This is a genomic window from Agromyces sp. NPDC004153, from assembly GCF_053603635.1.
The window spans coordinates 969,556-995,610 of the sequence record NZ_JBSGFY010000002.1 but is presented as its reverse complement, the minus strand read 5'-3'; the positions used below and the strand labels follow the sequence as shown (position 1 = coordinate 995,610).

At 73.6% G+C, this 26,055-nt stretch carries 18 protein-coding genes; 11 read left to right on the top strand and 7 right to left on the bottom strand.

Annotated elements, in window-relative coordinates; translation table 11 throughout:
* Positions 1 to 63: 63 nt before the first annotated feature.
* Both ACWEOH_RS18550 and ACWEOH_RS18545 read left to right on the top strand, forming a co-directional pair.
* Positions 64 to 780 (top strand): general stress protein, encoded by a 717-nt coding sequence (locus ACWEOH_RS18550; RefSeq protein ID WP_452033478.1) that lies wholly within the window; start codon positions 64 to 66, stop codon positions 778 to 780.
* Positions 781 to 850: 70 nt separating this feature from the next.
* Positions 851 to 1,192, top strand: a complete 342-nt coding sequence (locus ACWEOH_RS18545) for a TIGR02611 family protein (protein ID WP_452033477.1) — start codon at positions 851 to 853, stop codon at positions 1,190 to 1,192.
* A 37-nt stretch (positions 1,193 to 1,229) separates the two neighbouring features.
* On the opposite strand, the gene ACWEOH_RS18540 is transcribed toward ACWEOH_RS18545, so the two are convergent.
* Together ACWEOH_RS18540 and ACWEOH_RS18535 are read right to left on the bottom strand one after the other, a co-directional pair.
* Entirely contained in the window at positions 1,230 to 2,789 is a 1,560-nt protein-coding gene (locus ACWEOH_RS18540; RefSeq protein WP_452033475.1) for an aminopeptidase P family protein, read from the bottom strand.
* 29 nt (positions 2,790 to 2,818) lie between these two features.
* Positions 2,819 to 3,838: an endonuclease/exonuclease/phosphatase family protein gene (locus tag ACWEOH_RS18535; RefSeq protein ID WP_452033473.1), complete on the bottom strand. Its 1,020-nt coding sequence runs from the start codon at positions 3,836 to 3,838 to the stop codon at positions 2,819 to 2,821.
* 86 nt (positions 3,839 to 3,924) lie between these two features.
* Between ACWEOH_RS18535 and ACWEOH_RS18530 the strand changes: the two genes are divergently transcribed.
* Positions 3,925 to 4,794, top strand: a complete 870-nt coding sequence (locus ACWEOH_RS18530; protein WP_452033471.1) for a PHP domain-containing protein — start codon at positions 3,925 to 3,927, stop codon at positions 4,792 to 4,794.
* 64 nt (positions 4,795 to 4,858) lie between these two features.
* Here the strand turns inward: ACWEOH_RS18530 and ACWEOH_RS18525 are convergent, their stop codons facing one another.
* The gene (locus ACWEOH_RS18525; protein WP_452033470.1) at positions 4,859 to 6,340 is read right to left on the bottom strand and encodes a DEAD/DEAH box helicase; all 1,482 of its coding nucleotides are present in this window, start codon (positions 6,338 to 6,340) and stop codon (positions 4,859 to 4,861) included.
* Between the two features lie 224 nt (positions 6,341 to 6,564).
* Between ACWEOH_RS18525 and ACWEOH_RS18520 the strand changes: the two genes are divergently transcribed.
* Complete coding sequence (locus ACWEOH_RS18520; RefSeq protein ID WP_452033468.1) at positions 6,565 to 7,272, top strand: ferritin-like fold-containing protein; 708 nt, start codon at positions 6,565 to 6,567, stop codon at positions 7,270 to 7,272.
* A gap of 58 nt (positions 7,273 to 7,330) precedes the next feature.
* Here the strand turns inward: ACWEOH_RS18520 and ACWEOH_RS18515 are convergent, their stop codons facing one another.
* A complete protein-coding gene (locus ACWEOH_RS18515; protein ID WP_452033466.1) occupies positions 7,331 to 7,642 on the bottom strand; it encodes a hypothetical protein in 312 nt (103 codons plus the stop codon).
* Positions 7,643 to 7,644: 2 nt separating this feature from the next.
* Positions 7,645 to 7,869, bottom strand: a complete 225-nt coding sequence (locus ACWEOH_RS18510; RefSeq protein ID WP_148734495.1) for a DUF3107 domain-containing protein — start codon at positions 7,867 to 7,869, stop codon at positions 7,645 to 7,647.
* A gap of 92 nt (positions 7,870 to 7,961) precedes the next feature.
* Between ACWEOH_RS18510 and ACWEOH_RS18505 the strand changes: the two genes are divergently transcribed.
* The gene (locus tag ACWEOH_RS18505; RefSeq protein ID WP_452033464.1) at positions 7,962 to 11,117 is read left to right on the top strand and encodes a PD-(D/E)XK nuclease family protein; all 3,156 of its coding nucleotides are present in this window, start codon (positions 7,962 to 7,964) and stop codon (positions 11,115 to 11,117) included.
* A complete protein-coding gene (locus ACWEOH_RS18500; protein WP_452033462.1) occupies positions 11,114 to 14,497 on the top strand; it encodes a UvrD-helicase domain-containing protein in 3,384 nt (1,127 codons plus the stop codon). The genes ACWEOH_RS18505 and ACWEOH_RS18500 overlap by 4 nt, the downstream gene beginning before the upstream one ends.
* On the opposite strand, the gene ACWEOH_RS18495 is transcribed toward ACWEOH_RS18500, so the two are convergent.
* Complete coding sequence (locus ACWEOH_RS18495) at positions 14,422 to 15,651, bottom strand: phosphotransferase (RefSeq protein ID WP_452033460.1); 1,230 nt, start codon at positions 15,649 to 15,651, stop codon at positions 14,422 to 14,424. The genes ACWEOH_RS18500 and ACWEOH_RS18495 overlap by 76 nt on opposite strands.
* A 119-nt stretch (positions 15,652 to 15,770) precedes the next feature.
* On the opposite strand from ACWEOH_RS18495, the gene nudC reads away from it, so the two are divergent.
* Both nudC and ACWEOH_RS18485 read left to right on the top strand, forming a co-directional pair.
* Positions 15,771 to 16,745, top strand: a complete 975-nt coding sequence (gene nudC, locus ACWEOH_RS18490; RefSeq protein ID WP_452033458.1) for an NAD(+) diphosphatase — start codon at positions 15,771 to 15,773, stop codon at positions 16,743 to 16,745.
* The gene (locus ACWEOH_RS18485) at positions 16,730 to 18,577 is read left to right on the top strand and encodes an ATP-dependent helicase (protein WP_452033456.1); all 1,848 of its coding nucleotides are present in this window, start codon (positions 16,730 to 16,732) and stop codon (positions 18,575 to 18,577) included. Before nudC ends, ACWEOH_RS18485 begins: the two co-directional genes overlap by 16 nt.
* Before the next feature lie 873 nt (positions 18,578 to 19,450).
* On the opposite strand, the gene ACWEOH_RS18480 is transcribed toward ACWEOH_RS18485, so the two are convergent.
* Positions 19,451 to 20,770, bottom strand: a complete 1,320-nt coding sequence (locus tag ACWEOH_RS18480; RefSeq protein WP_452033915.1) for a zinc-dependent metalloprotease — start codon at positions 20,768 to 20,770, stop codon at positions 19,451 to 19,453.
* A 213-nt stretch (positions 20,771 to 20,983) separates the two neighbouring features.
* On the opposite strand from ACWEOH_RS18480, the gene ACWEOH_RS18475 reads away from it, so the two are divergent.
* From ACWEOH_RS18475 to ACWEOH_RS18465, 3 genes are all read left to right on the top strand, one after another.
* The gene (locus ACWEOH_RS18475) at positions 20,984 to 22,087 is read left to right on the top strand and encodes a YlbL family protein (RefSeq protein ID WP_452033454.1); all 1,104 of its coding nucleotides are present in this window, start codon (positions 20,984 to 20,986) and stop codon (positions 22,085 to 22,087) included.
* A 99-nt stretch (positions 22,088 to 22,186) separates the two neighbouring features.
* Positions 22,187 to 25,093 carry a UPF0182 family membrane protein gene (locus ACWEOH_RS18470; RefSeq protein WP_452033452.1) on the top strand — a complete coding sequence of 969 codons (2,907 nt, stop codon included), beginning with the start codon at positions 22,187 to 22,189 and terminating at the stop codon, positions 25,091 to 25,093.
* Positions 25,094 to 25,095: 2 nt separating this feature from the next.
* Positions 25,096 to 25,953: a class I SAM-dependent methyltransferase gene (locus ACWEOH_RS18465; RefSeq protein WP_452033450.1), complete on the top strand. Its 858-nt coding sequence runs from the start codon at positions 25,096 to 25,098 to the stop codon at positions 25,951 to 25,953.
* The last annotated feature ends 102 nt before the right edge of the window (positions 25,954 to 26,055 follow it).

Below are 26,055 nucleotides of genomic sequence, written 5' to 3'. Positions count from 1 at the left end.
CCCCGTAACCGGGAAGACCGCCCGTTCCCGGCCCGGTGCAGGAGGCCGTGGGACAATGTCCGGGTGAGCAACCCTGGACCCTTCGGCGGCCGGACGGCGCGCCAGTTCCCGACCCTGCCCAAGGGCGAGACCGTGGCGAGCTTCGAGACCTACCCGGAGGCGCAGGCGGCGGTCGACAAGCTCGCGAAGGCCGCCTTCCCGGTGAACGAGCTCGCGATCGTCGGCACCGACCTCACGAGCGTCGAGCGCATCACGGGCGTGCTGACGTGGGGCCGCGCGGCCGGCGCCGGCGCGCTCTCCGGCGCCTGGTTCGGCACGTTCCTCGGGCTGCTCTTCTTCATCTTCTCGCCGGCGGGCGCGGGGCTCGGCATCCTCGGCTCGGCCATCCTCATCGGCGCCGGGTTCGGCATGATCTTCGGCCTCGTCTCGTACTCGATCAACCGCCGCCGTCGCGACTTCACGTCGGTCATGCAGGTGCTCGCCACGCGTTACGCGATCATCGCGGAGCCCGAGCACGTCGCCCGGGCACGCACGGTGCTGGGCACGGATGCCGCGGGCGTCGCGTCCGTCGCACCCGGACCGGTCGTGACGCCGACCGCCCCGTCAGCGCCGCCGACCTCGTCGCAGCCGGTCGCCGGCGAGCCCGACGCGCCGGCGCCCGCGGCGCCGCAGCCCGGTGCAGCCGAGGGCGAGGACGCCGCCCGCCCGCTCACCTACGGCGAGGCGCAGGACGCCGCCCGGCGAGCCGCCCGCGAGCGGCGCGACGCCGGCGAGTCCTGACGGCGCGCTCCGGGCACCTGCGCAGCGAGGTCGCGGCGCGCGTCCAGTTTCGCGATATATCGTGTCCGCCATGGTCACGCAGCCCGAGCTCGAACGCGACATCGCCGAGGCCGAGCGGCCCGATCGCCCGTTGCGACGGATGCTGCGCGGCATCCGTCGACGGATCGACCGGCACCCTCGGCTGCGCGTCGCCTACCGCGTGGGGGTCGGCGCGCTCGGCGGCGTGATCGCGGTCGGCGGACTGCTGCTCGTGCCGCTGCCCGGACCGGGCTGGCTCGTCGTGTTCCTCGGCCTGGCGATCCTCGGCACCGAGTTCGCGTGGGCGAAGCGCCTGGCGGCGTTCACCAGGCGCCAGCTCGCCCGGTTCTGGGCGTGGTGGCGCGCACGCCGCGCGGCGTCGGCGCAGGGCTGACCCGCCGGCGCTCCCGGGTCGCTGCGCGTCGGAACCCTCAGCCGCGGCTCGCGCGCACCCAGGCCTCGACCTCGTCGATCGTGCGCGGGATGCCCGCCGAGAGGTTCTCGGCGCCGTCGGCGGTGACGAGGATGTCGTCCTCGATGCGCACGCCGATGCCGCGGAACTCCGCCGGCACGGTGAGGTCGTCGGGCTGGAAGTACAGTCCGGGCTCGATCGTGAACACCATGCCCGGAGCCAGCTCGCCGTCCATGTACAGCGACCGGCGGGCCTGGGCGCAGTCGTGCACGTCGAGTCCCAGGTGGTGGCTCGTGCCGTGCACCATGTACCGGCGGTGGAACTGGTTGTCGGGCTCGAGCGACTCCTCGGCCGAGACGGGCAGGAAGCCCCACTCCGCGGTCTTCCGGGCGATGACCGCCATCGCGGCGGCGTGCACCTCGCGGAAGATCGCCCCCGGCCGCACGACCGCGAACGCGGCATCCGCGGCCTCGAGCACGGCTTCGTAGACCTGGCGCTGCACGGCCGAGAACGTGCCGTTCACCGGGAACGTGCGCGTGATGTCGGCGGTGTAGTAGCTGTCGCGCTCGACGCCGGCGTCGAGCAGCACGAGGTCGCCGGGCACGACGGGGCCGTCGTTGCGGGTCCAGTGCAGGATCGTGGCGTGCGGGCCGGCCGCGGCGATCGAGCCGTAGCCGACGTCGTTCCCGTCGAGGCGGGCGCGCGTGGCGAAGACGCCCTCGATGACGCGCTCGCCGCGCACCTCGGACGTGATGCGCGGCAGCTCCTCGAGCACCTCGGTGAAGCCGCGCTGCGTCGCGTCGATCGCGGCGCGCATCTCGGCGACCTCGTAGTCGTCCTTCACGAGGCGCAGCTCGGAGAGCACGCGCGCGAGCCCCACGTCGGGCTCGTGCTCGGGATTCACCTCGATCGAGAACGGCGTGTCGGCCGCGTTCGTCGAGAGCGCCGTCTCGGCGGCCCAGCGGATGCGGGCGTGGTCGATCCGCTCGGTGATCGCGGGGTCGGCCTCGCGCACGACTCGCGTCGCGGTGTCCACCCTCGAGAGCACGTGGTCGAGGTCGGCGATGCCGCGGGTCGCGATCGCGAGGTCGGCGGCGACGTGCGCGAGCGAGGGGCGCGCGCCGATCCAGAACTCGCCGATGGCGGGGTTCGCATAGAACTCCTCGGAGTCGCGTCCGGCGCGCTCGCGGAAGTAGACGGTGGCCTCGTGCCCGCCGGCCGTCGGCTCCATGACGAGCACCGCACCGGGCTCGGAGTCGGAGCCCCAGCCGGTGAGGTGCGCGAACGCGGAGTGCGCGCGGAACGGGTAGTCGGTGTCGTTCGCACGCTGCTTCATGTCGCCGGCGGGGACGATGAGGCGCTCGCCCGGGAACGCCGCGGAGACCGCAGCCCGTCGGGCGGCCGCGTGGACGGCCTGCGCGCGTGCGGGAGGCAGTGTCTCGTCGCGCTCGGCCCAGCCGCTGCCGATGAATCGCTTGAAGCCCTCGGAGCCCGGGGTGGTCGAGCGATTCGCGTTGCGGCCCTCCTCGTCGGGAGCCGTGGGTGCGGTGGTCGTGCTGGTGTCGCTCGTCTCGGACATGTGCTCCATTCTCGCACCGTCCGAGGGACTCATCCGACGGGCGTCAGCGTCGCGACGACCGGTCGGTGGTCGCTGCCCGCGTGGTCGACCTCGCCGATCACGCGGAACGCGTCGACGTGCCAGCCCGGCGTCGCGAGCACGTGGTCGATGGGGCTGCCGAGGAGCTCGGGCAGGTCGGTCGGCCACGTTCCGAGGCCGCCGGCGCCGGCCGCCACGGCGGCGTCCCGGCATCGGCCGAGGTCGCCGCCGTCGATCCCGCGCCCGGCGAAGTGGTCGACGGTCGCGTTGAAGTCGCCCGCCATGATGACGTTCTCGCCCGCGCACTGCTCGGCGAGCCAGTCCAGGTCGCTGCGCCAGTTGCGCAGTTCCCACCGGATCGGCGCGACCGCATGCACGGCCACGATGCGCGGGCCGTCGCCGTCGACGGGCTCGGCCACGATCGAGGGCAGCGTGTTGGTGTTGCCGGGCGGCCCGGGCGCGAGCGCCGAGACGACCTCGTAGTCGCCGAGGTCGGGGGAGATGAGGATGGTGGTCGAACGGGCCTTCGCGATGTCGTCGAAGGCGACCGTGTGCACCCACATCGGACGACCGCCCTCCCGCATCGCGATCGCGACCTCCTCGCCGAGCGGGACGGTGGTCTCGGGGAGCACGACCACGTCGGCCGCTTCGTCGAGCGCGAGTCCCGCGATGGTCGAGGCCTCGGGCACCTCGCCGAGCGTGTTCCAGCTCAGCACCGTCACGGATGCCGCGTCGCCCGCGGCATCCGACCCGCCCAGGCCGCGCACGGCGAGCACCGCGAGGTTGCCGACGGCGAAGAGCGCGAGCACGAGCGCCATCGCGATGCCGAACACGCGCGTGGCGCGGGGGATCACCGCCAGCGCCAGCACGAGCGCGGCCACGCCCCCGCACGCCGCCGCCGCTCCGCGGAGCGCCACGACGTGCGCCGCCACCCACTGGTTCTGCAGCCCGAAGGCCTGCGGCCACAGGAGCACGGCCGCGACCAGGGCGGTGCCGAGCACGAGTGCCCAGCCGAGGATGCGGGGGAGCATTCCATCCACCCTAGGCGAGGCTCGGCGCGCGCGGCCGAGGCACCGCCGCCGATCGGCTGGGAGGATGCCGGGACTAGCATGAGGGGATGCCAGCAGCCCCCCTCACCGTCGGCGAGGCGGACCTGCACGCGCACTCGACCGTCTCCGACGGCACGGAGTCGCCGGCCGAGCTCATGGCGCAGGCGGCGGCGGCGGGGCTCTGGGGCGTCGCCCTCACCGACCACGACTCCACGAGCGGCTGGGCCGAGGCGGCGGCGGCAGTGCCCGACACGGGCGTGGTGCTCATCCCGGGCATGGAGCTGTCGACGCGCGAGGGCTTCATGAGCGTGCACATGCTCGCGTACCTCGTGGACCCGCTCGATGCGCGTTTGCTCGCCGAGACCTCGCGCATCCGCGAGTCGCGCCTCACGCGCGCCGAGGAGATCGTGCGGCGCATCGGCCGCGACTACGACCTCAGCTGGGACGACGTGCTGGCGCAGACCAGCGAGGGCGCCACGATCGGCCGACCCCATATCGCCGACGCGCTCGTCGCGCGCGGGCACGTGGCCACGCGCTCGGCGGCGTTCGCCGGCATCCTGCACCCTCGAGCCGGGTACGCGCAGCCGCACTACGCGCCCGATCCGCTCACGGGCGTGCGGCTCATCCGGGCCGCGGGCGGGGTACCCGTGCTCGCGCACCCGGGCACGCGCGGCGCCGAGCGGGTCATCCCGCCCGAGCGCCTCGCGCGGCTCGTCGACGCGGGGCTCTTCGGCCTCGAGGTCGACCACCCCGAGAATCGCGACGACGCCAAGGCCCGCCTCCGCGAGCTCGCACGCGCGCACGGGCTCGCCGTCACCGGGTCGAGCGACTACCACGGCACGGGCAAGCCCAACCGGCTGGGCGAGCTGCGCACGGCGCCCGAGGTCGTCGAGCGCATCATCGCCGAGGGGCGTGGCTCGGCGATCGTGACGCCGTAGGGCGCACGGCGTTCGGCCCTTCGGGCGCGCCGGGCGCCCGAGCTGAGGCCCGGGCGCCGACGGCTCAGGCCTGCGGGGCGGCCCCGCCGGTGCGCGGACCGCGACGGCGACGGCGACGACGCGGTGCCGCGTTGCCGTCGTGGTGCTCGTGGCCCTTGCCGTCGTGGGTGCCGGTGCCCGGCTCCTTGGCCGCGGCCACGGCCGAGTCGGCCTTCTCGGCTGCGGGTGCGCCGCCCTCGCCCGTGGGCTGGCCGCTGCGGGTGCGGCGACGCGAGCGCGAGCGCGGCGCGCGCTCGGCGCCCTCGGCGCGTCCCTCGCTGCGGCCCGCGGTGCTCGAGCGGGTCGGGGCGGCGGCAGCCGTGGGCTTCAGGCGGCCCTTGGTGCCCTCGGGGATGTCGAGGTCGCTGTAGAGGTGCGGGCTCGACGAGTACGTCTCGGTGGGCTCGGGCTGGCCGAACTCGAGGGCGCGGTTGATGAGCGCCCACTTGTGCAGGTCGTCCCAGTCGACGAACGTCACGGCGATGCCGGTCTTGCCCGCGCGGCCCGTGCGGCCGGCGCGGTGCAGGTAGGTCTTCTCGTCGTCGGGGATGGTGTGGTTGATGACGTGCGTCACGTCGTCGACGTCGATGCCGCGCGCCGCGACATCCGTGGCGATGAGCACGTCCTTCTTGCCCGCCTTGAAGGCGGCCATGGCGCGCTCGCGCTGGTCCTGGTTGAGGTCGCCGTGCACGGCCGCGGCGTTGAAGCCGCGGTCGTTGAGCTCCTCGACGAGCTTCGCGGCGGCGCGCTTCGTGCGCGTGAAGATCACGGTCTTGCCGCGGCCGTCGGCCTGGAGGATGCGCGAGATCACCTCGTCCTTGTCGAGCGAGTGCGCCCGGTAGATGAGGTGCTTGATGTTCGCCTGCGTGAGGCCCTCGTCGGGGTCGTTCGCGCGGATGTGGATCGGCCGCGTCATGAAGCGGCGCGCGAGCGCGACGATCGGGCCGGGCATCGTGGCGGAGAACAGCATCGTGTGCCGCGTCGCCGGGACCTTCGAGAAGATCTTCTCGATGTCGGGCAGGAAGCCGAGGTCGAGCATCTTGTCGGCCTCGTCGAGCACCACCTCGTGGGCGTCGGCGAGGGAGAGGATGCGCTGGTTCGCGAGGTCGATGAGGCGGCCCGGCGTGCCGACGACGATCTGGGCGCCGGCCTTCAGCTGCTCGATCTGGCCCTCGTAGGCCTTGCCGCCGTAGATCGAGACCACGGTGGTGGGGCGGTTGGAGGTGGCGAGCTCGAGGTCCTCGGTCACCTGCACTGCGAGCTCGCGGGTCGGGACGACGACGAGCGCCTTCACGCCCGGCCCGGGCGCGTCGCCGAGGCGCTGGATGAGCGGGAGGCCGAAGCCGAAGGTCTTGCCGGTGCCGGTCTTGGCCTGGCCGATGATGTCCTGCCCGGAGAGGGCGAGGGGGATGGTCTGCTCCTGGATGGGGAAGGCATCGACGATGCCCTTCCCGGCGAGGGCGTCGACGATGTCGGACGCGACGCCGAGGTCGGTGAAAGTAGTCAAAGATCTGCCTGTCGAAGTTGCGTGATGAGGGGATGCGCCTCGTCTCGATACAGGCGCATGGCCGCGGATCCAACGCCCGCATGCCCCTCCACACTATCGGAGTGAGCCTGTGAGCCTCTCGGAGGGCGCCGGAGCGGCCCTCGAACGGGGTTGCCGGGAGTCGCGTGGAACGCGCCCGAGGACCTCGTCGAGGGGCTCGGGAGGCTCGGATATAGGCTGTCCCCGTGGTGTTCTGGACGAATCGGCGGGCCTCCCGCCCCGAGACGCCGCGCCTGCGTCCCCGCGTCGCCCCCACCGAGCTGGCGAAGGTCGACTTCTCCGAGCTGGTGCCCGAGCCCGTGCCGTTCCTCGGCCAGGCCGCGTACATCCAGCTCGAGTTCTTCGAGAACCTCGCCAGGGCCGTCGCGACCGCGCCGACGCTGCCCGCGAAGGAGGGGCTGAGCGCCGCCGCGGGCGTGGCGCTCCGCAAGCACCACGCCCTCATCGCGGAGCTCCGCCGCCTCGGCGTCGAGCCCGACGACGTGATGGCGCCGTTCGCGCCCGCCACCGACCGGTTCCGGTCGGCCACCTCCGGCGCCGACTGGTACGAGCTGCTGCTCGGGATCCACATCACGGCGGGGATGCTCGACGGCTACTTCTCGCGGCTCGCCGAGGGCCTGCCGGTCGAGCTCGGCTCGCGCGTGCGCGCCATCCTCGACGAGGAGGGCGCGTCGGTCGTGCTCGAGACCGAGCTGAAGTCCGCGATCGCGAACGATCCCGACCTCGCCGATCGGCTCGCGCTCTGGGGGCGCAGCCTCGTGGGCGACACGCTGCTCATCGCGCGGTCGGCGCTGCGGGCGTCCGAGGCATCCGGCGACGACGTCGAGCCCGTGTTCACTGAGCTCATCGCCGACCACACGCGCCGCATGGACGCGCTCGGGCTCACCGCCTGAGCGGCGCGCTTCGAGCTTCGAACCCACCGCTCGAGCGGCGGTCTCAGTGCCAGACGGGCTAGGCCTTGCGGGCGGATGCCCCGGGGCGGGCGAGCCGCTCGAAGAGCGCCGTGTCGGCGTGCTCGCGGCGCGGCCCGATGAGGAGCACGGCGCCGACCGACGCGAGGGCGGCGACGGCGAGCGAGACGACCCAGATCCATCCGCCGTCCCACGCCCAGCCGAGCCAGGTGAGGGCGACCCACACGACCGCGGCCACGCCGGCGCCGATGGCCGGGACGAGGGCGCTGCCGTAGGTGTGGCGACGCGGGAGCGCGTAGCGCGCCCCGAGCCCGAGGATGGCGCCGCCGAGCACGACGAAGAGGAGCTCCATCGTCAGGCGACGAATCCGACGCGGCGCGACTCCTCGGAGCCGATCTCCACGTAGGCGAGCGCCGGCGCCGGCACGACGTAGACGGTGCCCTTGTCGTCGGTGAGCTTCAGCAGCGCCGACTGCCCTGCGAGGGCGGCCCCGACGGCCTCCTCCACCTCCGCCGCCGAGTGCGACGTCTCGAATGCGAGTTCACGGGGGGAGTTCTGGATGCCGATGCGAACGTCCACGGTGCGCCTTTCTGCTCTTGCTGAAACCCTACGACACGGGCCGCGCCGGGCCGTACGCGTTCACTGTCGGCGGAACGCGTTAGCGTTCAGGCATGCCCGGCACCGCGACCCTCCTGCGTCCCGTCGCGACCCTGGTCGACGGCGAGCACGCGGCGGTGTTCGGGGCCCCGGGCAGTGGCAAGACCCGGCTCGTGATCGACGTCGTCGCCGAGCGCGTCGAGCGCCGCGGCTACACGACCGACGAGGTCCTCGTGCTGTCGGCCACGCGGGCGTCGGCCACGGCGCTGCGCGACGAGCTCGCCGTACGGCTCGGCGTCACCACGCGCGGCCCCCTCGCCCGCACGGTGAACTCGGTCGCGTTCCAGCTCGTCCGCGCGTTCACGGGCGAGCCCGTGACACTGCTCACGGGCGCCGAGCACGACCAGATCGTCGGCGAGCTGCTCGAGGGCGGCATCCGCGACGGATTCGGGCCCACGTGGCCCGACCCGCTCACGCCCGAGGTGCGTGCCCTGCGCGGGTTCCGCTCCGAACTGCGCGACGTCATGATGCGCTCTGTCGAGCACGGCGTCGGCGCCGACGACCTCGCCCGGCTCGGCGAGCGGGCGGGCCGGCCCGAGTGGGTCGCCGTCGCCGCGTTCCTCGCCGAGTACGCCGAGGTCAAGGAGCAGCTGCGGCCGACGCAGTTCGACTCGGCCGAGCTGGGGGCGTTCGCCGCGGCGATCGTGCGGCGCAGCACCGTCGACCCCGAGGCATCCGCGGCGCTCGGGGCGCTCGCCGGGCTGCGGCTCATCGTCGTCGACGACGCGCAGGAGGCGACCGAGGCCACCGCCGCGCTGCTCGGCGCCTTCGCCGCCCGCGGGGTCGCGATCGTCGCGTTCGGCGATCCCGACGTGGCGAGCAACGGATTCCGCGGCGGCCGACCCGAGCTCCTCGGCTCGCTCGGCGCGGTGGTCGGCGCCCCGGTTCGTCGCATCGACCTCGACGCGGTGCATCGCGGCCGTCCCGCGATCCGCGAGCTCGTGCACTCGGTCACCTCGCACATCGGCACGGCGCTGGGCGGCGTGCACCGCCAGGCGATGCTCGACGGTTCCGGCGACGATGACGGCAGCGGCGTCGACGCGCGCGCCGGCAGCCACCGCGCCGACGACCGTGCCGACGCCGACCCGCTCGCACCCGTGCTCGGCATCGAGGCGGCCTCGCACGCCGCCGAATGCCAGGCGATCGCCGGACTGCTGCGCGAGCGTCACCTGCTCGACGGCGTGCCGTGGTCGTCGATGGCGGTCGTGATGCGCTCGGGCGCCGACGTTCCGGCCATCGAGCGCGGCCTCGCGCTCGCCGACGTGCCCACGGCGGGCGACGCGGCCCGCACCGCCCTGCGCGAGGCGCCGGCGGCCGCCGCGCTCCTCGCCGCGGCGTCGTTCGTGCTCGGGCGCGAGCCGCTCACGGCAGAGCTCGCCGTGAGCCTGCTCACGGGTCCGCTCGGCCGGCTCGACGGTGTGGGACTGCGCCGGCTCCGCCTCGCGCTTCGGCACGAGGAGCTCGCCGCGGGCGGCTCGCGCCCGGGCGACGAGCTCCTCGTCGACGCGCTGTCGGCGCCCGGGGGCTTCGAGACGATCGACGCCGCACCCGGGCGCCGAGCCGCCCGGCTCGCGAAGCTCCTGCATGCCGCGCGCGTCGTCGCCGAGAGGGGCGGCACCATCGAGGAGGTGCTCTGGTCGCTGTGGGACGGCAGTTCCCTCGCGACCGAGTGGGGCGCCCAGGCACGCGGAACGGGCGTGCTCGCCGAGGAGGCGAACCGCGCCCTCGACGCCGCGGTCGCCCTGTTCGCCGCGGCGACGCGGTTCGTCGAGCGCGAGCCCGACGCCCCGGCCCTGCGCTTCGTCGACGACGTGCTCGCGAGCGAGCTCCCCGAGGACTCCCTCGCCCCGCGGCGCAACGCCGAGACCGTGCTCGTCACCACCCCGCCGACGCTCATCGGCCGCGAGTTCGACGTCGTGGTCGTCGCCGGCCTCCAAGACGGCGTCTGGCCCAACCTCCGCCCACGCGGCACGCTGCTGCACGCCGGGCTGCTCCCGCGCGTCGTGCAAGCCGCCCGCGCCGGCGCCCCGCTGCCCGCGCCCGAGACCACCGCCGAGGCCCGCGCCACGGTCCGTGGCGACGAGCTCCGGCTGTTCGCGCTGGCCGCGTCACGTGCCCGCCGGCAGCTCGTGCTCAGCTGCACCGCCAACGACGACGAGCAGCCGTCGATGCTCATGGGCTACGCGGCCGAGCGCCTCCGCCCCCGACGCCGCCCGCTCCACCTGCGCGGGCTCGTCGGCGCGCTGCGCCGCGACCTCGCCGCGAGCCGCGACCACGAGGCCGCCGCGGCGCTCGCGCTGCTCGCGGAGGAGGGCGTTCCGGGCGCACACCCCGAGGACTGGTACGGACTGGCGGCGCCGTCGACGACCGCGCCCATCGTCGACCTCGAGGGCGACCCCGAAGCCGTCGTGGCGGTGTCCCCGTCGCAGATCGACCGCGCCGAGGAGTCGCCGCTCGGCTGGTTCATCGACCGCGTCGCCGCTCCGCCGTCGGGCATCGCCGCCTCCATCGGCACGCTCATCCACGCCGTCGTCGAGGAGGCCGGTCGGCGCGACGACGGCGACACGAGCATCGAGACGCTGTGGACGTCCGTCGAGGAGCGCTGGCGCGACCTCCGCTTCGAGGCCGGCTGGGTCGCCGAGCGCGAGCGCCGAGGTGCCCGGCGCATGGCCGAGGGCGCCTCCGACTACCTCACCCAGTTCCGCGACGACCGCAAGGTCCTGCTGGGCGCCGAAGGCCGCTTCACGCTCGTCGTCGATCGCATCCGGATCACGGGCACCATCGACCGGGTCGAGGCGTCGCCCGACGGCACGACGGTCATCGTCGACCTGAAGACGGGCCGCACGACGCCGACCGCCGAGCAGACCGCGCAGCATCCGCAGCTCGCGGCCTACCAGCTCGCCGCGCGCCTCGGCGAGGTGCCCGACGCGGGCGTGCACGGCGGCGCGAAGCTCGTGTACGTGGCCAGGCCCGTGCGGGGGCTCGGCTTCTCCGAGCGGGCGCAGCAGCCGTTCGACGACGACGACGAGGCCGCATTCCGCGAGCGGCTCGCCGCGGTCGCGCGCACGATGTCGGGCAGCGCGTTCGAGGGCCCTGGCGAGCTCGGGTTCCGGTCGCGCTTCGGGTCGTGGCAGTACCGCGTGCACCTGGTGCCGGCGGTGTCGGCATGAGCGCGGCACCCGCCCCAGCCTCGATCGGCGCCGCCGAGATCGCCGCGAGGCTCGGGCTCCACGCGCCGACCGACGAGCAGCGCGCGGTCATCGAGGCCGACCCGCACGGTGCGAGCATCGTCGTCGCCGGCGCCGGCAGCGGCAAGACCGAGACCATGGCCAACCGTGTGGTGTGGCTCCTCGCCAACGGGCACGTCGCCGTGCCCGAGGTGCTCGGCCTCACGTTCACGCGCAAAGCGGCGGGCGAGCTGGCCGAGCGGGTGCGCGAACGCGTCGGGCAGCTCGTCGCCGAGGGCATCGCCGACGTCGAGCTCGATCCGCTCGAGTCGGCCGCCGTGGGCACCTACAACGCGTTCGCGAGCGCCATCTACCGCGAGCATGCGATGCTCATCGGCCGTGAGCCCGACGCCTCCGTCCTCGGCGAGGCATCCGCCTGGATGCTCGCGCGGTCGGTCGCGAGCGCGTCGGCCGACCCGCGCCTCGTCGAGCTCGACGCGTCGCTCGACCGGGTCACGGGCGCCGTGCTCTCGCTGAGCCGAGCGCTCGCCGAGAACGTCGCCGACAGCCGCGACGTGCGCGCGTTCGCGCGCGACTTCCTCGCGATGGAGGGGCTGCCCATCGAGGCGCCGCGCAAGCGCACCGACTTCGCGACCTTCGTCGACGCGCTCGGCGTCGTCGGCGCGCTCCCGCCGCTCCTCGACCTGGCCGACGCCTACCAGGCGGCCAAGCGCGAGCGCGGTCACGTCGAGTTCTCCGACCAGGTCGCGCTCGCGCTCGCGATCTGCGAGCGGCATCCGCACGTCGTGGCGGCCCACCGCGAGCGCGCACGCACGGTGCTGCTCGACGAGTACCAGGACACGAGCGTCGTGCAGACCCGCCTGCTCGCCACGCTGTTCCGCGGCCACTCGGTCATGGCCGTGGGCGACCCCGACCAGTCGATCTACGGATGGCGCGGGGCGAGCGCCGCGAACCTGGCCCGCTTCTCGCGCGACTTCGCCGCCGACGTCGACGGCGCACCCGGCGAGGCCGGGGTCTTCGACCTGTCGACGAGCTGGCGCAACCCGCGCATCGTGCTCGACGCCGCGAACGCGATCATCGAGCCCCTCGACACCGGGATCCCGAAGGCGCCGCTCGCCCCATCGCCGTTCGCCGGTGCGGGCGTCGTCGACACGGCGTGGGCCGAGACGATCGAGGAGGAGGCCGACCTCGTCGCCCGATGGTTCCGCGCGCGCGTCGGCACGGCGGGCGGGCGCGAGGCGCGCAGCGGCGCGCTGCTCTGCCGCACGTTCGCGAACGTGGGCGTGTTCACCGCCGCGCTCCGCGCGCACGGCGTGCCGGCCCACGTGCTCGGCCTCGCAGGCCTGCTCGACCAGCCCGTGATCGCCGATCTCGTCTCCGTGCTGCGGGTGCTGCACGACCCGACGGCCGGCTCAGAGCTCATCCGCGTGCTGGGCGGCGCGCGGTGGCGCATCGGCCCGGCCGACCTCGTCGCGCTCAACGGACTGGCGCGCTGGCTCGCCGACCGCGACCTCGGCAGCCGGCGCCTCGACGACGACGTCCGCCGCGAGCTGCGCGCGTCGATCGCGCCCGACGAGTCGCCGTCGATCGTCGACGCGCTCGACTTCCTGCTCACGGCGCCCGACGGCCACTCGGCGCTGCGCGAGTTCACCGCGGTGGGCCTGGGCCGGATGCGCCGGGCGGGTGCCCAACTCCAGTCGTTGCGCCGCCGCGCCGGGCTCGGGCTGGTCGACTTCGTGCACCTCGTCGAGCAGGAGCTGCTGCTCGACATCGAGGTCGCCGCCAACGCCGCCCAGCCGCTCGGTGCGCCGAGCCTCGAGGCATTCGACGAGCTGCTCGCCGGATTCGCCGACGTGTCCGAGCATCCGACGCTCGGCGCCTTCCTCGGCTGGCTCACCGAGGCCGAGCAGCGCGACCGACTGGCCCCCCGGCAGGACGAGCCCGAGCCCGGCGCCGTGCAGGTGCTCTCGATCCATGGCTCGAAGGGCCTCGAATGGGACGTGGTGGCGATCCCGCGGCTCGTCGACGAGGAGCTGCCGGCGAAGCCGCGCACCACGAAGGGCTGGCTCGCCTTCGGCGAGTTGCCGAACGACTTCAAGGGCGACCGCGACGAGCTGCCCGAGCTGCAGTGGCGCGGCGTGCCGAGCCAGGTCGAGTTCGACCGGGCGCTCGGGGCGTTCGCCGACGAGAACCGCGAGCGCCTCGCCGAGGAGGAGCGGCGGCTCGCCTACGTTGCGCTCACCCGGACGCGGGACGAGCTCCTGCTCACCGGATCGTGGTGGTCGACGCAGAAGTCGCCCCGCAAGCCCAGCCCCTACCTCTACGAGCTGTCGCGCGCCGGCATCATCGCGCCCGGTGTGCTCCCCGCCGCGCCGATCGCCGACGCCAACCCGCGCGCAGGCGCCACCGAGCGCCAGGTGTGGCCGCTCGATCCGCTCGGTGCCCGGCGCGACCCCGTGCTCGCCGCGGCCGAGGCCGTGCGGGTCGCGGCCGAGCAGCCGAGCGGCGCGGGCATCGGCCCCCGCCTCGCCGAGGAGCTGCGCCTGCTGCTGGAGGATCGACGGCGACGTTCCGAGGGTCCGGCGTCGCCGGCGATCCCGGCGCGCGTGCCGGCGTCGCGGTTCAAGGACTACGTCGACGACCCGGCTGCGGTCGCCGAGCAGCTGCGTCGTCCGATGCCGCAGCGGCCCTACCGCGCGACCCGGCTGGGCACCCTGTTCCACGCCTGGGTCGAGCACCGCGCGACCGGCGAGGGCGAGGCGGCGGCCATCGACGAGATCGGGCACGACGGGCTCTGGCACGATGATGACGCGCTCGACCGCTCGCTCGATTCCGATCGGCCCGGCGCCGCTGAGGGCACCGGCGACCCTGCCGACGACCCGCCGACGCCGCCGCCCGCGCCCGCACCCTCGATCGCGGCCGCGACGGCCGAGCGCCTGCGCTCCCTGCAGGCCACGTTCGAGGCGTCCGAGTGGGGCGGCCGAAGGCCGATCGCCGTCGAGCTCGAGCTGCACCTGCCGATCGACGCGCACGTATTCGTGTGCAAGCTCGACGCGGTGTACGAGGTGCCAGCCGGGAGCGAGCTCGCGAAGCGCGGCATCCGCTACCAGGTGGTCGATTGGAAGACCGGCAAGGCACCGCGCGACGCGCACGACCTCGAGCTCAAGCAGACCCAGCTCGCGCTCTACCGTCTCGCGTACGCGAAGTGGGCCGACGTGCCGCCCCAGAGCGTCGACGCGGTGTTCTACTTCGTCGAGGACGACCGGGTCATCCGGCCCGAGCGGCTCTACGACGAGGCGGCGTTGCGGCGCTCGTGGGCGTCGGTCGCCGCGTCGGGCGCCGCTCCGTCCGCGGTCGGCTGACCCGCGTGCAGCGTCGCGTCGCCCCAGTCGCTGAGGTCGAGGGGGATGGGCGCCGTCAGGTCCATCGCCGCCGCCGGATGCTCGCCCGCCTCGCGCCGCTCGAGCTCCGAGAAGTCGTAGCTGTCGGTCAGGAGCGTCGCGCCGCCCTCGCGCGGCACCGCGCCCCGAGGCGTGTCGTCGAGCATCCGCTCCACGTCGCCGACCGTCATGATGGGCCCGGTCTCGGGTGACAGCGGCTCGCTCGACCGGTCGTGCACGCTCGCGGCGAGTCCGTCGAGCAGCGCCACCGCGTCGTCGACGATCGCCTCGTCGCGCTGGTCGATGCCGTGCAGCAGCCAGCGGGCCAGCTCCAGCTCGCCGTAGAGCAGCGCGCGCTGCGGCAGGTGGCCGTCGGCGCCGCCGCTCCGGCCGATGACGTAGGCCTCGAGGGCGATCTCGGCGGATGCCCCGCGCGAGGTCATGAGCCAATGCAGGTCGCGCGCGGGGTCGCCGACCGCCAGCGCCGCCCACCCGATGATCGCGCTGACCGCGTCGCCGTCGACGAGGATCGAGTCGGCGGTGAGGCCGCCGTTGATCACCGTGGGGCGGAACCGCCACAGCGACTCGTCGTCGGTGGCCTGCTCCCAGCGGCGCAGGATGGCCGCGGGCAGGTTTCCGGTGTCGGCGGCCCGGCCGATGAGCTCGATCACGCCGTCGCGCGATTCGTCGGCGGTCTCGCGCGGGAGCCCGGCGTCGCCCACGAACCCGCTCGGCAGCGCGTGCACCGCAGCGACCGCGGCGCCGACCGCGGCGGCCAGCGCGGGGTGCTCGGTGAGCTCGTCGGCGGTGCGCACGGCGCCTGTGAGGAATCCGGTGACGACGGCGCGCGTGCCGTCGATGGGCGCCTGGCCCACGAACTGCGGCACGCGGAACGGCAGCCGGGCACGGATCCCGGCCGTCATCGCGCGGATGGCGACGAGGTCGGCGGACTGCTCCGTCTCGGCGTTCTGCGACCGCGGCGCGCGGATGACGAGGTGCCGCCCGTCGGCCGAACGGAGCTCGACGGCGTCGTAGCCCCCGTGGCTGCGACGCGAGTGCGCACGGGCCGCGCTCACCTCGAGGCCGGGCACCGCCGCCGTGGCCAACGCGGCTAGAGTGAGAGGGGGTCTGGCCATGGCACACAGCTTAAGCAGGCGGATCCGCCTCCCGGGCGACCGCCACGCCTTCCCGCCGACTCCGCTCCGAAGCGCCCGAGCCCTCCGTGGCCGAGCCTGATGTGCCGAGAGGTGGCCGAGTGCGCGAACCGACAGCCCCGCCGCTCGCGCGCGCGGCCCTCGATCGCGACGGCGACACCCGGGCCGACGACGACGCCCTCGCGCACCTCGACGTCGATCCCGCCGCGCGCGTCATCGCCGTGCATCGCGACAAGGCGCTCCTCGCCGAGGTGATCGAGGGGTCGGCGCCGTCGCTGCAGTTCCTGCGCCCGGCCGACGTGCCGACGCCCACGCTGCGCGCCTACCTCGGGCGCACGGTCGCGACCGCCGGATCGCCCGACGGCCTCCCGCCCGGCACGCCGATCGAGCTCCGGGTCGTCGACGCGGATGCCGCGGCGGCCCTCGAGGGCGAGGACGCCCGATGGTCGGGGCTGCGCGCCGCCGCGCCCGTGCTCGGCGACCGCGACGCCGGACTCTTCACCGAGGCGCTCGCGCTCGCGAACTGGCACGACAACGCTCGCTTCTGCCCGCGCTGCGGCTCGACGACGACCGTCGTGCAGGCGGGCTGGGCGCGCCGCTGCGATCGCGAGGGCAACCTGCTCTTCCCGCGCACCGACCCCGCGGTGATCGTGCTCGTGACCGACGACGACGATCGGGTGCTGCTCGGCTCGAACGCGCTGTGGGAGCAGAACCGCTTCTCGCTGCTCGCCGGCTTCGTCGAGCCGGGGGAGTCGCTCGAGGCGGCGGTCGTGCGCGAGGTCGGCGAGGAGGCCGGCCTGCTCGTCGACCGCGTGGAGTACGGCGGCTCCCAGCCGTGGCCGTTCCCCGCGAGCCTGATGCTGGGGTTCACGGCGCGCGTCGCCGCGGGCGCCGCGCCGTCGTCCGCCGCGCCCGACGGCGTCGAGATCCTGCAGCTGCGCTGGTTCACGAGGGAGGAGCTCGCCGAGTCGGTCGGCGACGTCGGCCTGCCGGGCGGCACGTCGATCGCACGGTGGATGCTCGAGCGCTGGTACGGCGGCCCGATCCCCGAGTCGCTCGCGTGGACGACGTCGTGACCGGGGCATCCGACCCGCTGCTCGCGCCGCTCGACGACGACCAGCGGGTGGTGGCCGAGGCGCTCATCGGACCCGTCTGCGTGCTCGCGGGCGCCGGCACCGGCAAGACCCGGGCGATCACCCATCGGATCGCCTACGGCGTGGCATCCGGGGCCTACGACCCCGCCCGCGTCATGGCGCTCACGTTCACGTCGCGTGCCGCGGCCGAGCTGCGCGCGCGACTCCGGGCGCTCGGCGCGGGCGGCGTGCAGGCCCGCACGTTCCACGCCGCGGCGCTCGCGCAGCTCAATCACTTCTGGCCGCTCGTGGTCGGCGGGTCGGCGCCGCGCGTGCTCGAGTACAAGGGACGGCTGCTCGGCGAGGCGGCCGAGCGGATGCGCCTCCGGGTCGACGTGCCGACCCTGCGCGACGTGGCCTCCGAGATCGAGTGGCGCAAGGTCAGCGGGCTCGGCATGGCCGACTACGAGCGTCGCGTCGCGTCGCGCGGCGCCCCCGGCGACCTCACGGCCGAGCAGCTCCTCGCGGTCATCGCCGGCTACGAGCAGCTCAAGGACGAGCGCCGCATGCTCGACTTCGAGGACGTGCTGCTCGCCACCGCGGGCATGATCGAGGCGGAGCCGTCGGTCGCCATGCAGGTGCGCGAGGGCTACCGGCACTTCGTCGTCGACGAGTACCAGGACGTCTCGCCGGCGCAGCAGCAGCTGCTCGACCTCTGGCTCGGCGGCCGCCGCGACCTCTGCGTGGTCGGCGACGCGAGCCAGACCATCTACTCGTTCGCGGGGGCGACTCCCGAGTACCTGCTCGGCTTCGAGCGTCGCTACGAGGACGCGACGCTCGTGCGGCTCGAGCGCAACTACCGCTCGACGACCGAGATCATCGGCATCGCCAACCGGCTCATGCGCGGCCGGGCGGGCGCCCTGCACCTCGAGGCGGTGGCGCCGGTGGGGTCGGTCCCGTCGGCCGGGCCCGACGAGCATCGGGCCGCAGCGGACGCCGCGCCGGTCGGCGCCCGGGCTGCAGCGGATGCCGCGCCGGGCGTCGAGCCCGTCGTGCTCGAGTACCCCGACGAGCTCGCCGAGGCCCGGGCGGCCGCCACCCGGATCCGCGACCGCATCGACGCGGGGATCCGGCCCGAGGCGATCGCGGTGCTCATGCGCGTGAACTCGCAGTCGGCGATCCTCGAGCGGGCGCTCGACGAGGTGGGCGTGAGCTCGCGCGTCCGCGGTGCGGCACGGTTCTTCGACCAGCCCGAGGTGCGCGAGGCCGTGCACGCGCTGCGCGCGGCGGCGCTCACGATCACGGGCGAGCCGCTCTTCAAGTCGGTGAGCGACGTGCTGCGTTCGCTCGGATGGACCGTGCAGCCGCCCGAAGGTCCCGGCGCGGTTCGCGCCCGGTGGGAGTCGCTCAACGCGATCGCCCGGCTCGTCGACGACGCGCCCGACGGCACGACGTTCCGGGCGTTCGCCGACGACGTGCGCGCCCGCGCCGAGGCGCAGCACGAGCCGACGGTCTCCGCGGTCACGCTCGCGACCCTGCACTCCGCGAAGGGCCTCGAGTGGGACGAGGTGCACATCGTCGGCCTCGTGGAGGGCATGCTCCCCATCGCGTACGCGAAGGGCTTCGACGCGATCGACGAGGAGCGCCGGCTGCTCTACGTCGGCATCACGCGGGCACGGCGCCGGCTCTCGCTGAGCTGGGCGCGGACGGGCGGTGCACACCGAGGGGAACGGGAGCCGTCGCGCTTCCTCCAGGAGCTCCGCACCCGCACTCGGGATGCGTCGCGTGCCGATGCGGCCGCGGGAGCCCGGCCGGTCGTGCGCGACCGATCCTGATCGACGTCGACGCGAGCGCGCCCGGCCCGTGGCGGAGGCGATCGTCGACGGCCGCGACCACGAGTGCCGCCGCCTCGATCACCGCGAGGGGGTCGCGCGTGGCCGCCGATCGGCCGGCGAGCTGCGCCGCGATGACCGGCCACGCGGCATCCGCGTCGCGTCGCGCGAGCTCGAGGCAGCGCAGGCACGGGCCTGCACCCGGCTCGACGAGCGGTCCGACCCGCACGCCGGCGTCGTCGAACACGACCGCGAGGTGCGGCACGTCGCGGCGGAGCCACCGCAGGTGGCGCGCGGGCGGCACGACCCAGTCGGCCGCGACCACGGCGAGTTCGGCCCGGTCGAGCACGGATGCCGCGTCGGGCCCGTCCCCGTCGGCGGACCGGTCTGCGTCCGCCTCGAGATCGACCACCTCGTAGCCCAGCACCGCCAGGTCGGCGGCGATGCGCCCACCCAGCTCGCCCGCCGCGTCGATCGCCACCACGCTGCGCGGCGGACCACCCGCAGCCGATCGTTCCCCACCCCGGGCTGCCGCCTCGAACGCCGGCTCGAGCGCCGCGAGCACCTCGCGCACCCGCTCGGCGCTGCCGCCGAGCCCGATGCCGATCGTCGTCAGCGTGCCGACGCTCGCGCCGTGCCGCAGGGCCGAGATGAGGCCCGTCTCGAGGTCGCCCGCGTCGCGGAGCACGACGCGGGCCTCCGTGGCGCCGAGTTGAAGGTCGGCGGGAGAGCGCCAGACGAGGGGGAGGGCCGGGTCGATGCGCGGAGCCATGCCGCGAGCATGCCCGAGCGGGGCGCCGCGGCGCGGCATCCGTCCACAGGTGGGCACACCGGTCAGCGGGCCACGGCCAACCAGCCAGCCGCCCGCCCGGCCGATCAGGCCTTCGGCTCCTCGCCGTCCTCGCCGGGCGCGGCCGGCGTCTCGCCGCGGAGCAGCTGCTCGAGCGCCTGGTCGAACTCGTCGTCGGCCTCGGACTCGGCGGTGTCGGTGCCGGTGAGCCGTGCGATGAGGCCGCTCGGGTCGTCGATGTCGGCGGAGGTCGGCAGCAGGTCGGGGTGCGCCCACAGCGCATCGCGCGCCTCGACGCCGACCGCCTCGGTGACCGCGCGCCACATTGCGGCCGCCTCGCGGAGCCGGCGGGGGCGCAGCTCGAGGCCCACGAGCGTCGCGAACGCGGATTCGGCCGGGCCGCCCGACGCGCGACGGCGCCGGATGGACTCGGCGATCGCGTCGGACTTGGGCAGGCGCCCCGTGGCGTCGGCCGTCACGGCGTCGACCCAGCCCTCGACGAGCGCGAGCATCGTCTCGAGGCGGGCGAGCGCGGACTCCTGCGCCTCGCTCTTCGGGCGGATGAGGGCGCCGTTCACGACCGCGTCGCGCAGCGCGTCGGTGTTCGACGGGTCGAAGCCCTCCGCGAGCTCCTCGAGGCGCTCGGTGTCGATGTCGATGCCGCGGGCGAACGCCGTGATCGCGGTGATGAGGTGCAGGCGCAGCCAGCGCGCGTGCCGGAAGAGCCGCGCGTGCGCGAGCTCGCGCACGCCGAGGTAGAGCTCCACCTGGTCGGTGGGGATGTCGAGGCCGTCGCCGAACTCGGCGACGTTCTGGGGGATGAGCGCCGCGCGACCGTCGGTCTGCAGCGGGATGCCGACGTCGCCGCCCGAGACGACCTCGTCGGCCAGCTGCCCGACGACCTGGCCGAGCTGCATGGCGAACAGGGCACCGCCGATGCCGCGCATCATGCGGCTGGCGCCCTGGATCATCGACTTCAGCTCCTCGGGCGCCTGCTCGCTCATCACGCGCGTGAGCGAGTCGGAGATGCTGAGCGCCACGGGCTCCGCGAGCTGCGACCACACGGGCATGGTCGCCGCGACCCATGCGCGACGCGTGAGCAGCTCGGGAGTGTCGGGGAGGCCGCCGAAGTCGACGACCTCGTCGAGCCAGAGCGCCGCCACCTGCAGCGCCTGGTCGAGCCGGGCGCGCTCCTCGGGCGTGATCTGCCGCTGCTCGGATGCCGCGCGCTCCTCGCCCTGGCGCAGCGCGAGGCTCCAGTCGATGCCCTCGTCGCCACGGTTCATCGCCTGCTGCAGCTGCCCGAACAGCGCGGCGATGCTCGCCGGATCGTTGGGCAGCCCCGCGGCGCCGGCGAGCCGCGACGGATCGATGCCGCCCGATCCCGACAGCAGCTCGCGGAGCATCTCGCGGAACTCCTCCTCGGGGTCCCGGTCGAAGGGCTCGTCGTCCCGATCGGCCACGTGCGCCACCTCCAGTCGCGTCACTTCAACCGTAGCCCCGGCGCTCAGGCGTGCGTCTGGGAAATGGCCTAGGCTGGGCCTTCCGGCTGTCCGCCCTTCGCGAACATCGCCGCCCGGCGCCCCATGCGGCGTCCGGCCCGCCCCGGAAGGAATCGGATGGCCCTCTTCGACGACGACCCGTCGCCGCGCCCGCGCGCCCGTTCGCGCCGGGAGCGGATCGGCGGCATCGCGATCATCGTCGCCGTCCTCATCGGCGTGCTGTTCGCCCTGCTCCCGTCGCCGTACGTCATCGAGCAGCCCGGGCCGGTCTACGACACGTTGGGCGTCGCCGAGCACGACGGCGACGAGGTGCCCCTCATCGAGATCCCCGACGAGGAGACCTTCCCCACCGACGGCGAGCTGAACCTGCTCACGGTGACCGTGCTCGGCCGCCCGGGGCAGACGCCGAACTGGCTCGAGGTGCTCGGCGCCTGGTTCGACCGCACGCGCTCCGCGGTGCCCGTCGAGGCGATCTTCCCGCCCGGCGTCACCGACGAGGACCGCGACGCGCAGAACGAGGCGGCCATGGTCGACTCGCAGCAGGACGCGATCGCGGCCGCCCTCGTCGAGCTCGGCTACGACTTCCCGCGCGACGTCACCGTCGCGGGCATCCTCGACGACTCGCCCGCGGCGGGCGTGCTCGAGGAGGGCGACGTCATCGCCGAGGTGAACGGCGACCCGGTGAACTCCATCGACGAGCTGCGCGCCGCGGTGCGCGAGAACGGCGCGGATGCCCCGGCCGAGCTGTCGGTCGTGCGCGACGGCGCCCCGCTCACGGTGCAGGTGACGCCCGTCGATCGTGACGGCACGGTCGTCCTCGGCGTCGGCGTGCGGATGGTCTACGAGTTCCCGATCGACGTCGAGCTGCAGCTCGACAACGTCGGCGGCCCGAGCGCGGGCATGATGTTCGCGCTCGGCATCATCGACAAGCTCACGCCGGGCGCCATGACGGGCGGCGAGATCATCGCCGGCACGGGCACCATCGACTCCGCGGGCGAGGTCGGGGCCATCGGCGGCGTCCGGCAGAAGCTCTGGGGCGCCGAGGGGGCGGGCGCCGACTGGTTCCTCTCGCCCGCCGGGAACTGCGACGAGGTCGTGGGACATGTCCCCGACGGCATCCGCGTGTTCGCCGTCGAGACCCTCGACCAGGCGCGCACCATCGTCGAGACGATCGGCGAAGGCGGCGACACCACCGGATTCGCGTCCTGCGAGGCATCCTGAGGCGTCGCTGACAGCGAACGGCCGAACAGCCGTTTCCAAGCATCGCGACCCTAGGATGGAATCCCGAGCCCCCACAGCGACCCCGAACAGAGGCCGAGAGTGTCAGCACAGACGCAAGAACCGAGGATTCCGCGACGCCGCGCGCCGATCCTGATCACGATCGGGGTCGTCGCCCTGCTGGTGATCGGGTTCTTCGTGTTCGTCGGACTCTACGCCGACGTCCTCTGGTACGACCAGCTCGGATTCCTGAACGTGCTCACCACGGAATGGGTCGCCCGGATCGTCCTGTTCCTGGTCGGCTTCATCGCGATGGCCGTGCCCGTCTGGGCGTCGATCCAGATCGCGTACCGCACGCGTCCCGTCTACGCGAAGCTCAACTCCCAGCTCGACCGCTACCAGGAGGTCTTCGAGCCGCTGCGCCGTCTCGCGATGTACGGCATACCCGCCGTGCTCGGCATCTTCGCGGGCGTTTCGGCGTCGAGCCGGTGGGAGCTCACGCTCATGTGGCTCAACCGCACGCCGTTCGGCACGACCGATCCCCAGTTCGGCTTCGACGTGGGCTTCTACGTCTTCGAGCTCCCCTTCTACCGCTCGATCGTCGGGTTCGCCTCGGCCGTCGTGCTGCTCTCGCTCCTGCTCGTCATCGCGACGAACTACCTCTACGGCTCGATCCGCGTGAGCGGGCGCGAGGTCGTCATCTCGAAGTCGGCGCGCATCCAGATCGCCGTGACGGCGGGCATCTACCTGCTGCTGCAGGCGATCAGCATCTGGTTCGACCAGTACGCGACCGTCACCGAGAACTCGACGCTCATGACCGGTGCGGCATACACCGACGTCAACGCCGTGATCCCCGGTCGCGGCATCCTCGCGGCCATCGCCGCCGTGGTGGCGCTGCTCTTCTTCGTGACCGCGATCATCGGGCGCTGGCGCCTGCCGCTCATCGGCACCGCGCTGCTCATCGTGTCGAGCCTCATCATCGGCTCGCTCTACCCGTGGGTGATCCAGCGCTTCCAGGTCGACCCGAGCGCGCGTTCGCTCGAGGCGCCCTACATCGAACGCAACATCGACCTCACGCGCGACGCCTACGGGGTCGACGACATCGAGACCATCCCGTTCGAGGCCGAAACCGATGCCGAGCCCGGCGCGCTGCGATCGGATGCCGCGACGACGGCGAACATCCGCCTGATGGACCCGCTCGTGATCAGTCCGGCGTTCCAGCAGCTCCAGCAGTTCCGCCAGTACTACCAGTTCCCCGATGCGCTCGACGTCGACCGCTACGACATCGACGGCACCACGCAGGACACCGTCGTCGCGGTGCGCGACCTCGCCCTCTCGGGCCTCGGCGACGCCGAGACGTGGTTCAACTCGCACATCGTCTACACGCACGGCTACGGACTCGTCGCGGCGGCGGGCAACCAGCGCTCGGTCGACGGCCAGCCCGTCTTCCTGCAGTCGGGCATCCCCTCGACGGGCTCGCTCGGCGAGTTCGAGCCGCGCGTCTACTTCGGCGAGGACTCGCCGGCGTACTCCATCGTGGGAGCGCCCGAGGGCTCCGACCCGGTCGAGCTCGACTACCCGGCCGGCGCCTCGAGCGACGAGCAGACGTACACGACGTTCGAGGGCGACGGCGGCCCGGCGCTCGACAACGTCTTCACGAAGCTCGTCTACGCGCTGAAGTTCCAGTCCGAGCAGATCTTCCTGTCCGACGCCGTGAACGACGACTCGCAGATCCTCTACGACCGCGACCCGATCGAGCGTGTGAAGAAGGTCGCCCCGTACCTCACGCTCGACTCCGACAGCTACCCGTCGGTCGTCGACGGACGCGTGGTCTGGATCGTCGACGGCTATACCCTGACCGACCAGTACCCATACTCGAACAAGGTGAGCATGAGCGAGGCGATCGCCGACAGCGAGGGCCTGCCGCAGTCGCTCCCGTTCGACGAGGTCAACTACATCCGCAACTCGGTGAAGGCCACGGTCGACGCCTACGACGGCTCGGTCACCCTCTACGCCTGGGACGACGAGGACCCGATCCTCCAGACCTGGCAGAAGATCTTCCCGTCGACGCTCGAGCCGATGAGCGAGATGTCGGGTGCGCTGCTCAGCCACGTGCGCTACCCGGCCGACCTCTTCAAGATGCAGCGCGCCGTCCTCGGCCGGTACCACGTGACCAACCCGGGCTCGTTCTACTCGCGTGAAGACGCGTGGACCACGCCGAACGACCCGACCGCGGCCTCGAACACGCAGCTGCTGCAGCCGCCGTACTACCTCACCATGCAGATGCCCGGGCAGGACGTGCCGGCGTACTCGCTGTACTCCACGTTCATCCCCGAGGCCCGCGGCGAGCAGAGCCGCAACGTGCTGCGCGGCTACCTCGCGGTGGACTCCGACGCCGGTTCAACCGACGGAGAGCGGGCCGAGGGCTACGGCACGCTGCGCCTGCTGACCCTGCCCGAAGACGACAACGTGCCGGGCCCCGGCCAGGTGCAGAACACCTTCAACGGCGATCCGACGGTGTCGCAGTCGCTGAACCTGCTGAAGCAGGGGCAGTCCGAGGTGATCAACGGGAACCTGCTCACGGTGCCCGTCGGCGGCGGCCTGCTCTACGTGCAGCCGGTGTACGTGAAGTCGACCGGCAACACGAGCTATCCGCTGCTGCAGAAGGTGCTCGTGGCGTTCGGCGATCAGATCGCGTTCCAGGACACCCTCGACCTTGCGCTCGACGTGCTGTTCGGCGGCGACTCCGGCGCCGCAGCCGGCGACGAGGAGGTGGAGCCGGGCACGACGCCGACCACGCCACCCGAGGGCGGCGAGACACCGACGACGCCGACCGTGCCCGACGACGAGACCCAGGCGCTGCTCAACGAGGCGAAGGTCGCGCTGCAGAACAAGCAGGCGGCCCTGGCCGAGGGCGACTGGGCCGCGTACGGCGCCGCCGACGCGCAGCTCGCCGAGATCATCGCCCAGCTCATCGAGCTGAACCAGCCCGACACGAACCCGCAGTAGCCGTGGACATCGACCTGCGGGGCGGTGACTGGCTCGACGACAACCGCGCAAACTGGGACGAGCGCGTGCCCGTGCACGTCGCGTCCGAATTCTACGATCGGTCGCCCCTGCGGCGGGGCGACGGCGTGCTCGACCCGATCGCGCGGGCGGGCGTCGACCGCCTGTTCCCGAACGGCATGCGCGACGTGCGCGTGCTGCACCTGCAGTGCCACTTCGGCTCGGACACGCTCTCGCTCGCGAACCGCGGCGCGAGCGTGGTCGGCCTCGACTTCTCGCGGCCGGCGGTCGAGGAGGCGCGGCGCATGGCGGCCGAGCTCGGCGTCGACGATCGAGCCCGGTTCGTCGAGGCGAACGTCTACGACGCGCGGCACCTGCTGCCAGAGCCCGAGTCGTTCGACCTCGTCTTCACGACGTGGGGCACGATCGGCTGGCTTCCCGACGTCGCGGAGTGGGCGCGCATCATCGCCTGGTTCCTGAAGCCCGGCGGACGCCTCTACTTCGCCGACGGACACCCCGCGGCGTTCGTCTTCGACGGCGATACCGGTCCCGGCGGCCTGCCCGTGTTCCAGTTCCCGTACTCGAACCCCGAGCCCGACGTGCTCGAGGACGCCAGCGACTACGCCGACCGCGACGTGGCGATCTCGAACGCCCGCACGTGGGAGTGGATGCATCCGCTCGCCGACGTGCTCGGAGCCCTGCGCGACGCGGGACTCTCGATCGACGCGTTCGACGAGCACTACCAGGTGCCGTGGCAGATCTTCCCGGTCACGGTGCCGGTCGGGGAGGGCATGTTCGGCTGGCCGTCGCAGCAGTGGCTCCCGCTCTCGTACGAGGTCGTCGCGACGGCTCGGCAGCGCTGAGGTCGCGCCGTCGGCGGGGTGCTGCGGCATCCGAACCGAGAGCGCTTTCTACGGCCCGATCTGGGGTATTGTGACGCCGAGATCGCGCGAGGACACTGAGCC

Bases quoted from the DNA above. Each gene is read 5' to 3' on its own strand.
- ACWEOH_RS18515 (WP_452033466.1), bottom strand. From the start codon at position 7,642: ATGGAGCTCCTCTTCGTCGTGCTCGGCGGCGCCATCCTCGGGCTCGGG.
- ACWEOH_RS18530 (WP_452033471.1), top strand. From the start codon at position 3,925: ATGCCAGCAGCCCCCCTCACCGTCGGCGAGGCGGACCTGCACGCGCAC.
- ACWEOH_RS18535 (WP_452033473.1), bottom strand. From the start codon at position 3,838: ATGCTCCCCCGCATCCTCGGCTGGGCACTCGTGCTCGGCACCGCCCTG.
- ACWEOH_RS18500 (WP_452033462.1), top strand. From the start codon at position 11,114: ATGAGCGCGGCACCCGCCCCAGCCTCGATCGGCGCCGCCGAGATCGCC.
- ACWEOH_RS18480 (WP_452033915.1), bottom strand. From the start codon at position 20,770: ATGCTCCGCGAGCTGCTGTCGGGATCGGGCGGCATCGATCCGTCGCGG.
- ACWEOH_RS18540 (WP_452033475.1), bottom strand. From the start codon at position 2,789: ATGTCCGAGACGAGCGACACCAGCACGACCACCGCACCCACGGCTCCC.
- ACWEOH_RS18505 (WP_452033464.1), top strand. From the start codon at position 7,962: ATGCCCGGCACCGCGACCCTCCTGCGTCCCGTCGCGACCCTGGTCGAC.
- ACWEOH_RS18475 (WP_452033454.1), top strand. From the start codon at position 20,984: ATGGCCCTCTTCGACGACGACCCGTCGCCGCGCCCGCGCGCCCGTTCG.
- ACWEOH_RS18545 (WP_452033477.1), top strand. From the start codon at position 851: ATGGTCACGCAGCCCGAGCTCGAACGCGACATCGCCGAGGCCGAGCGG.
- ACWEOH_RS18495 (WP_452033460.1), bottom strand. From the start codon at position 15,651: ATGGCCAGACCCCCTCTCACTCTAGCCGCGTTGGCCACGGCGGCGGTG.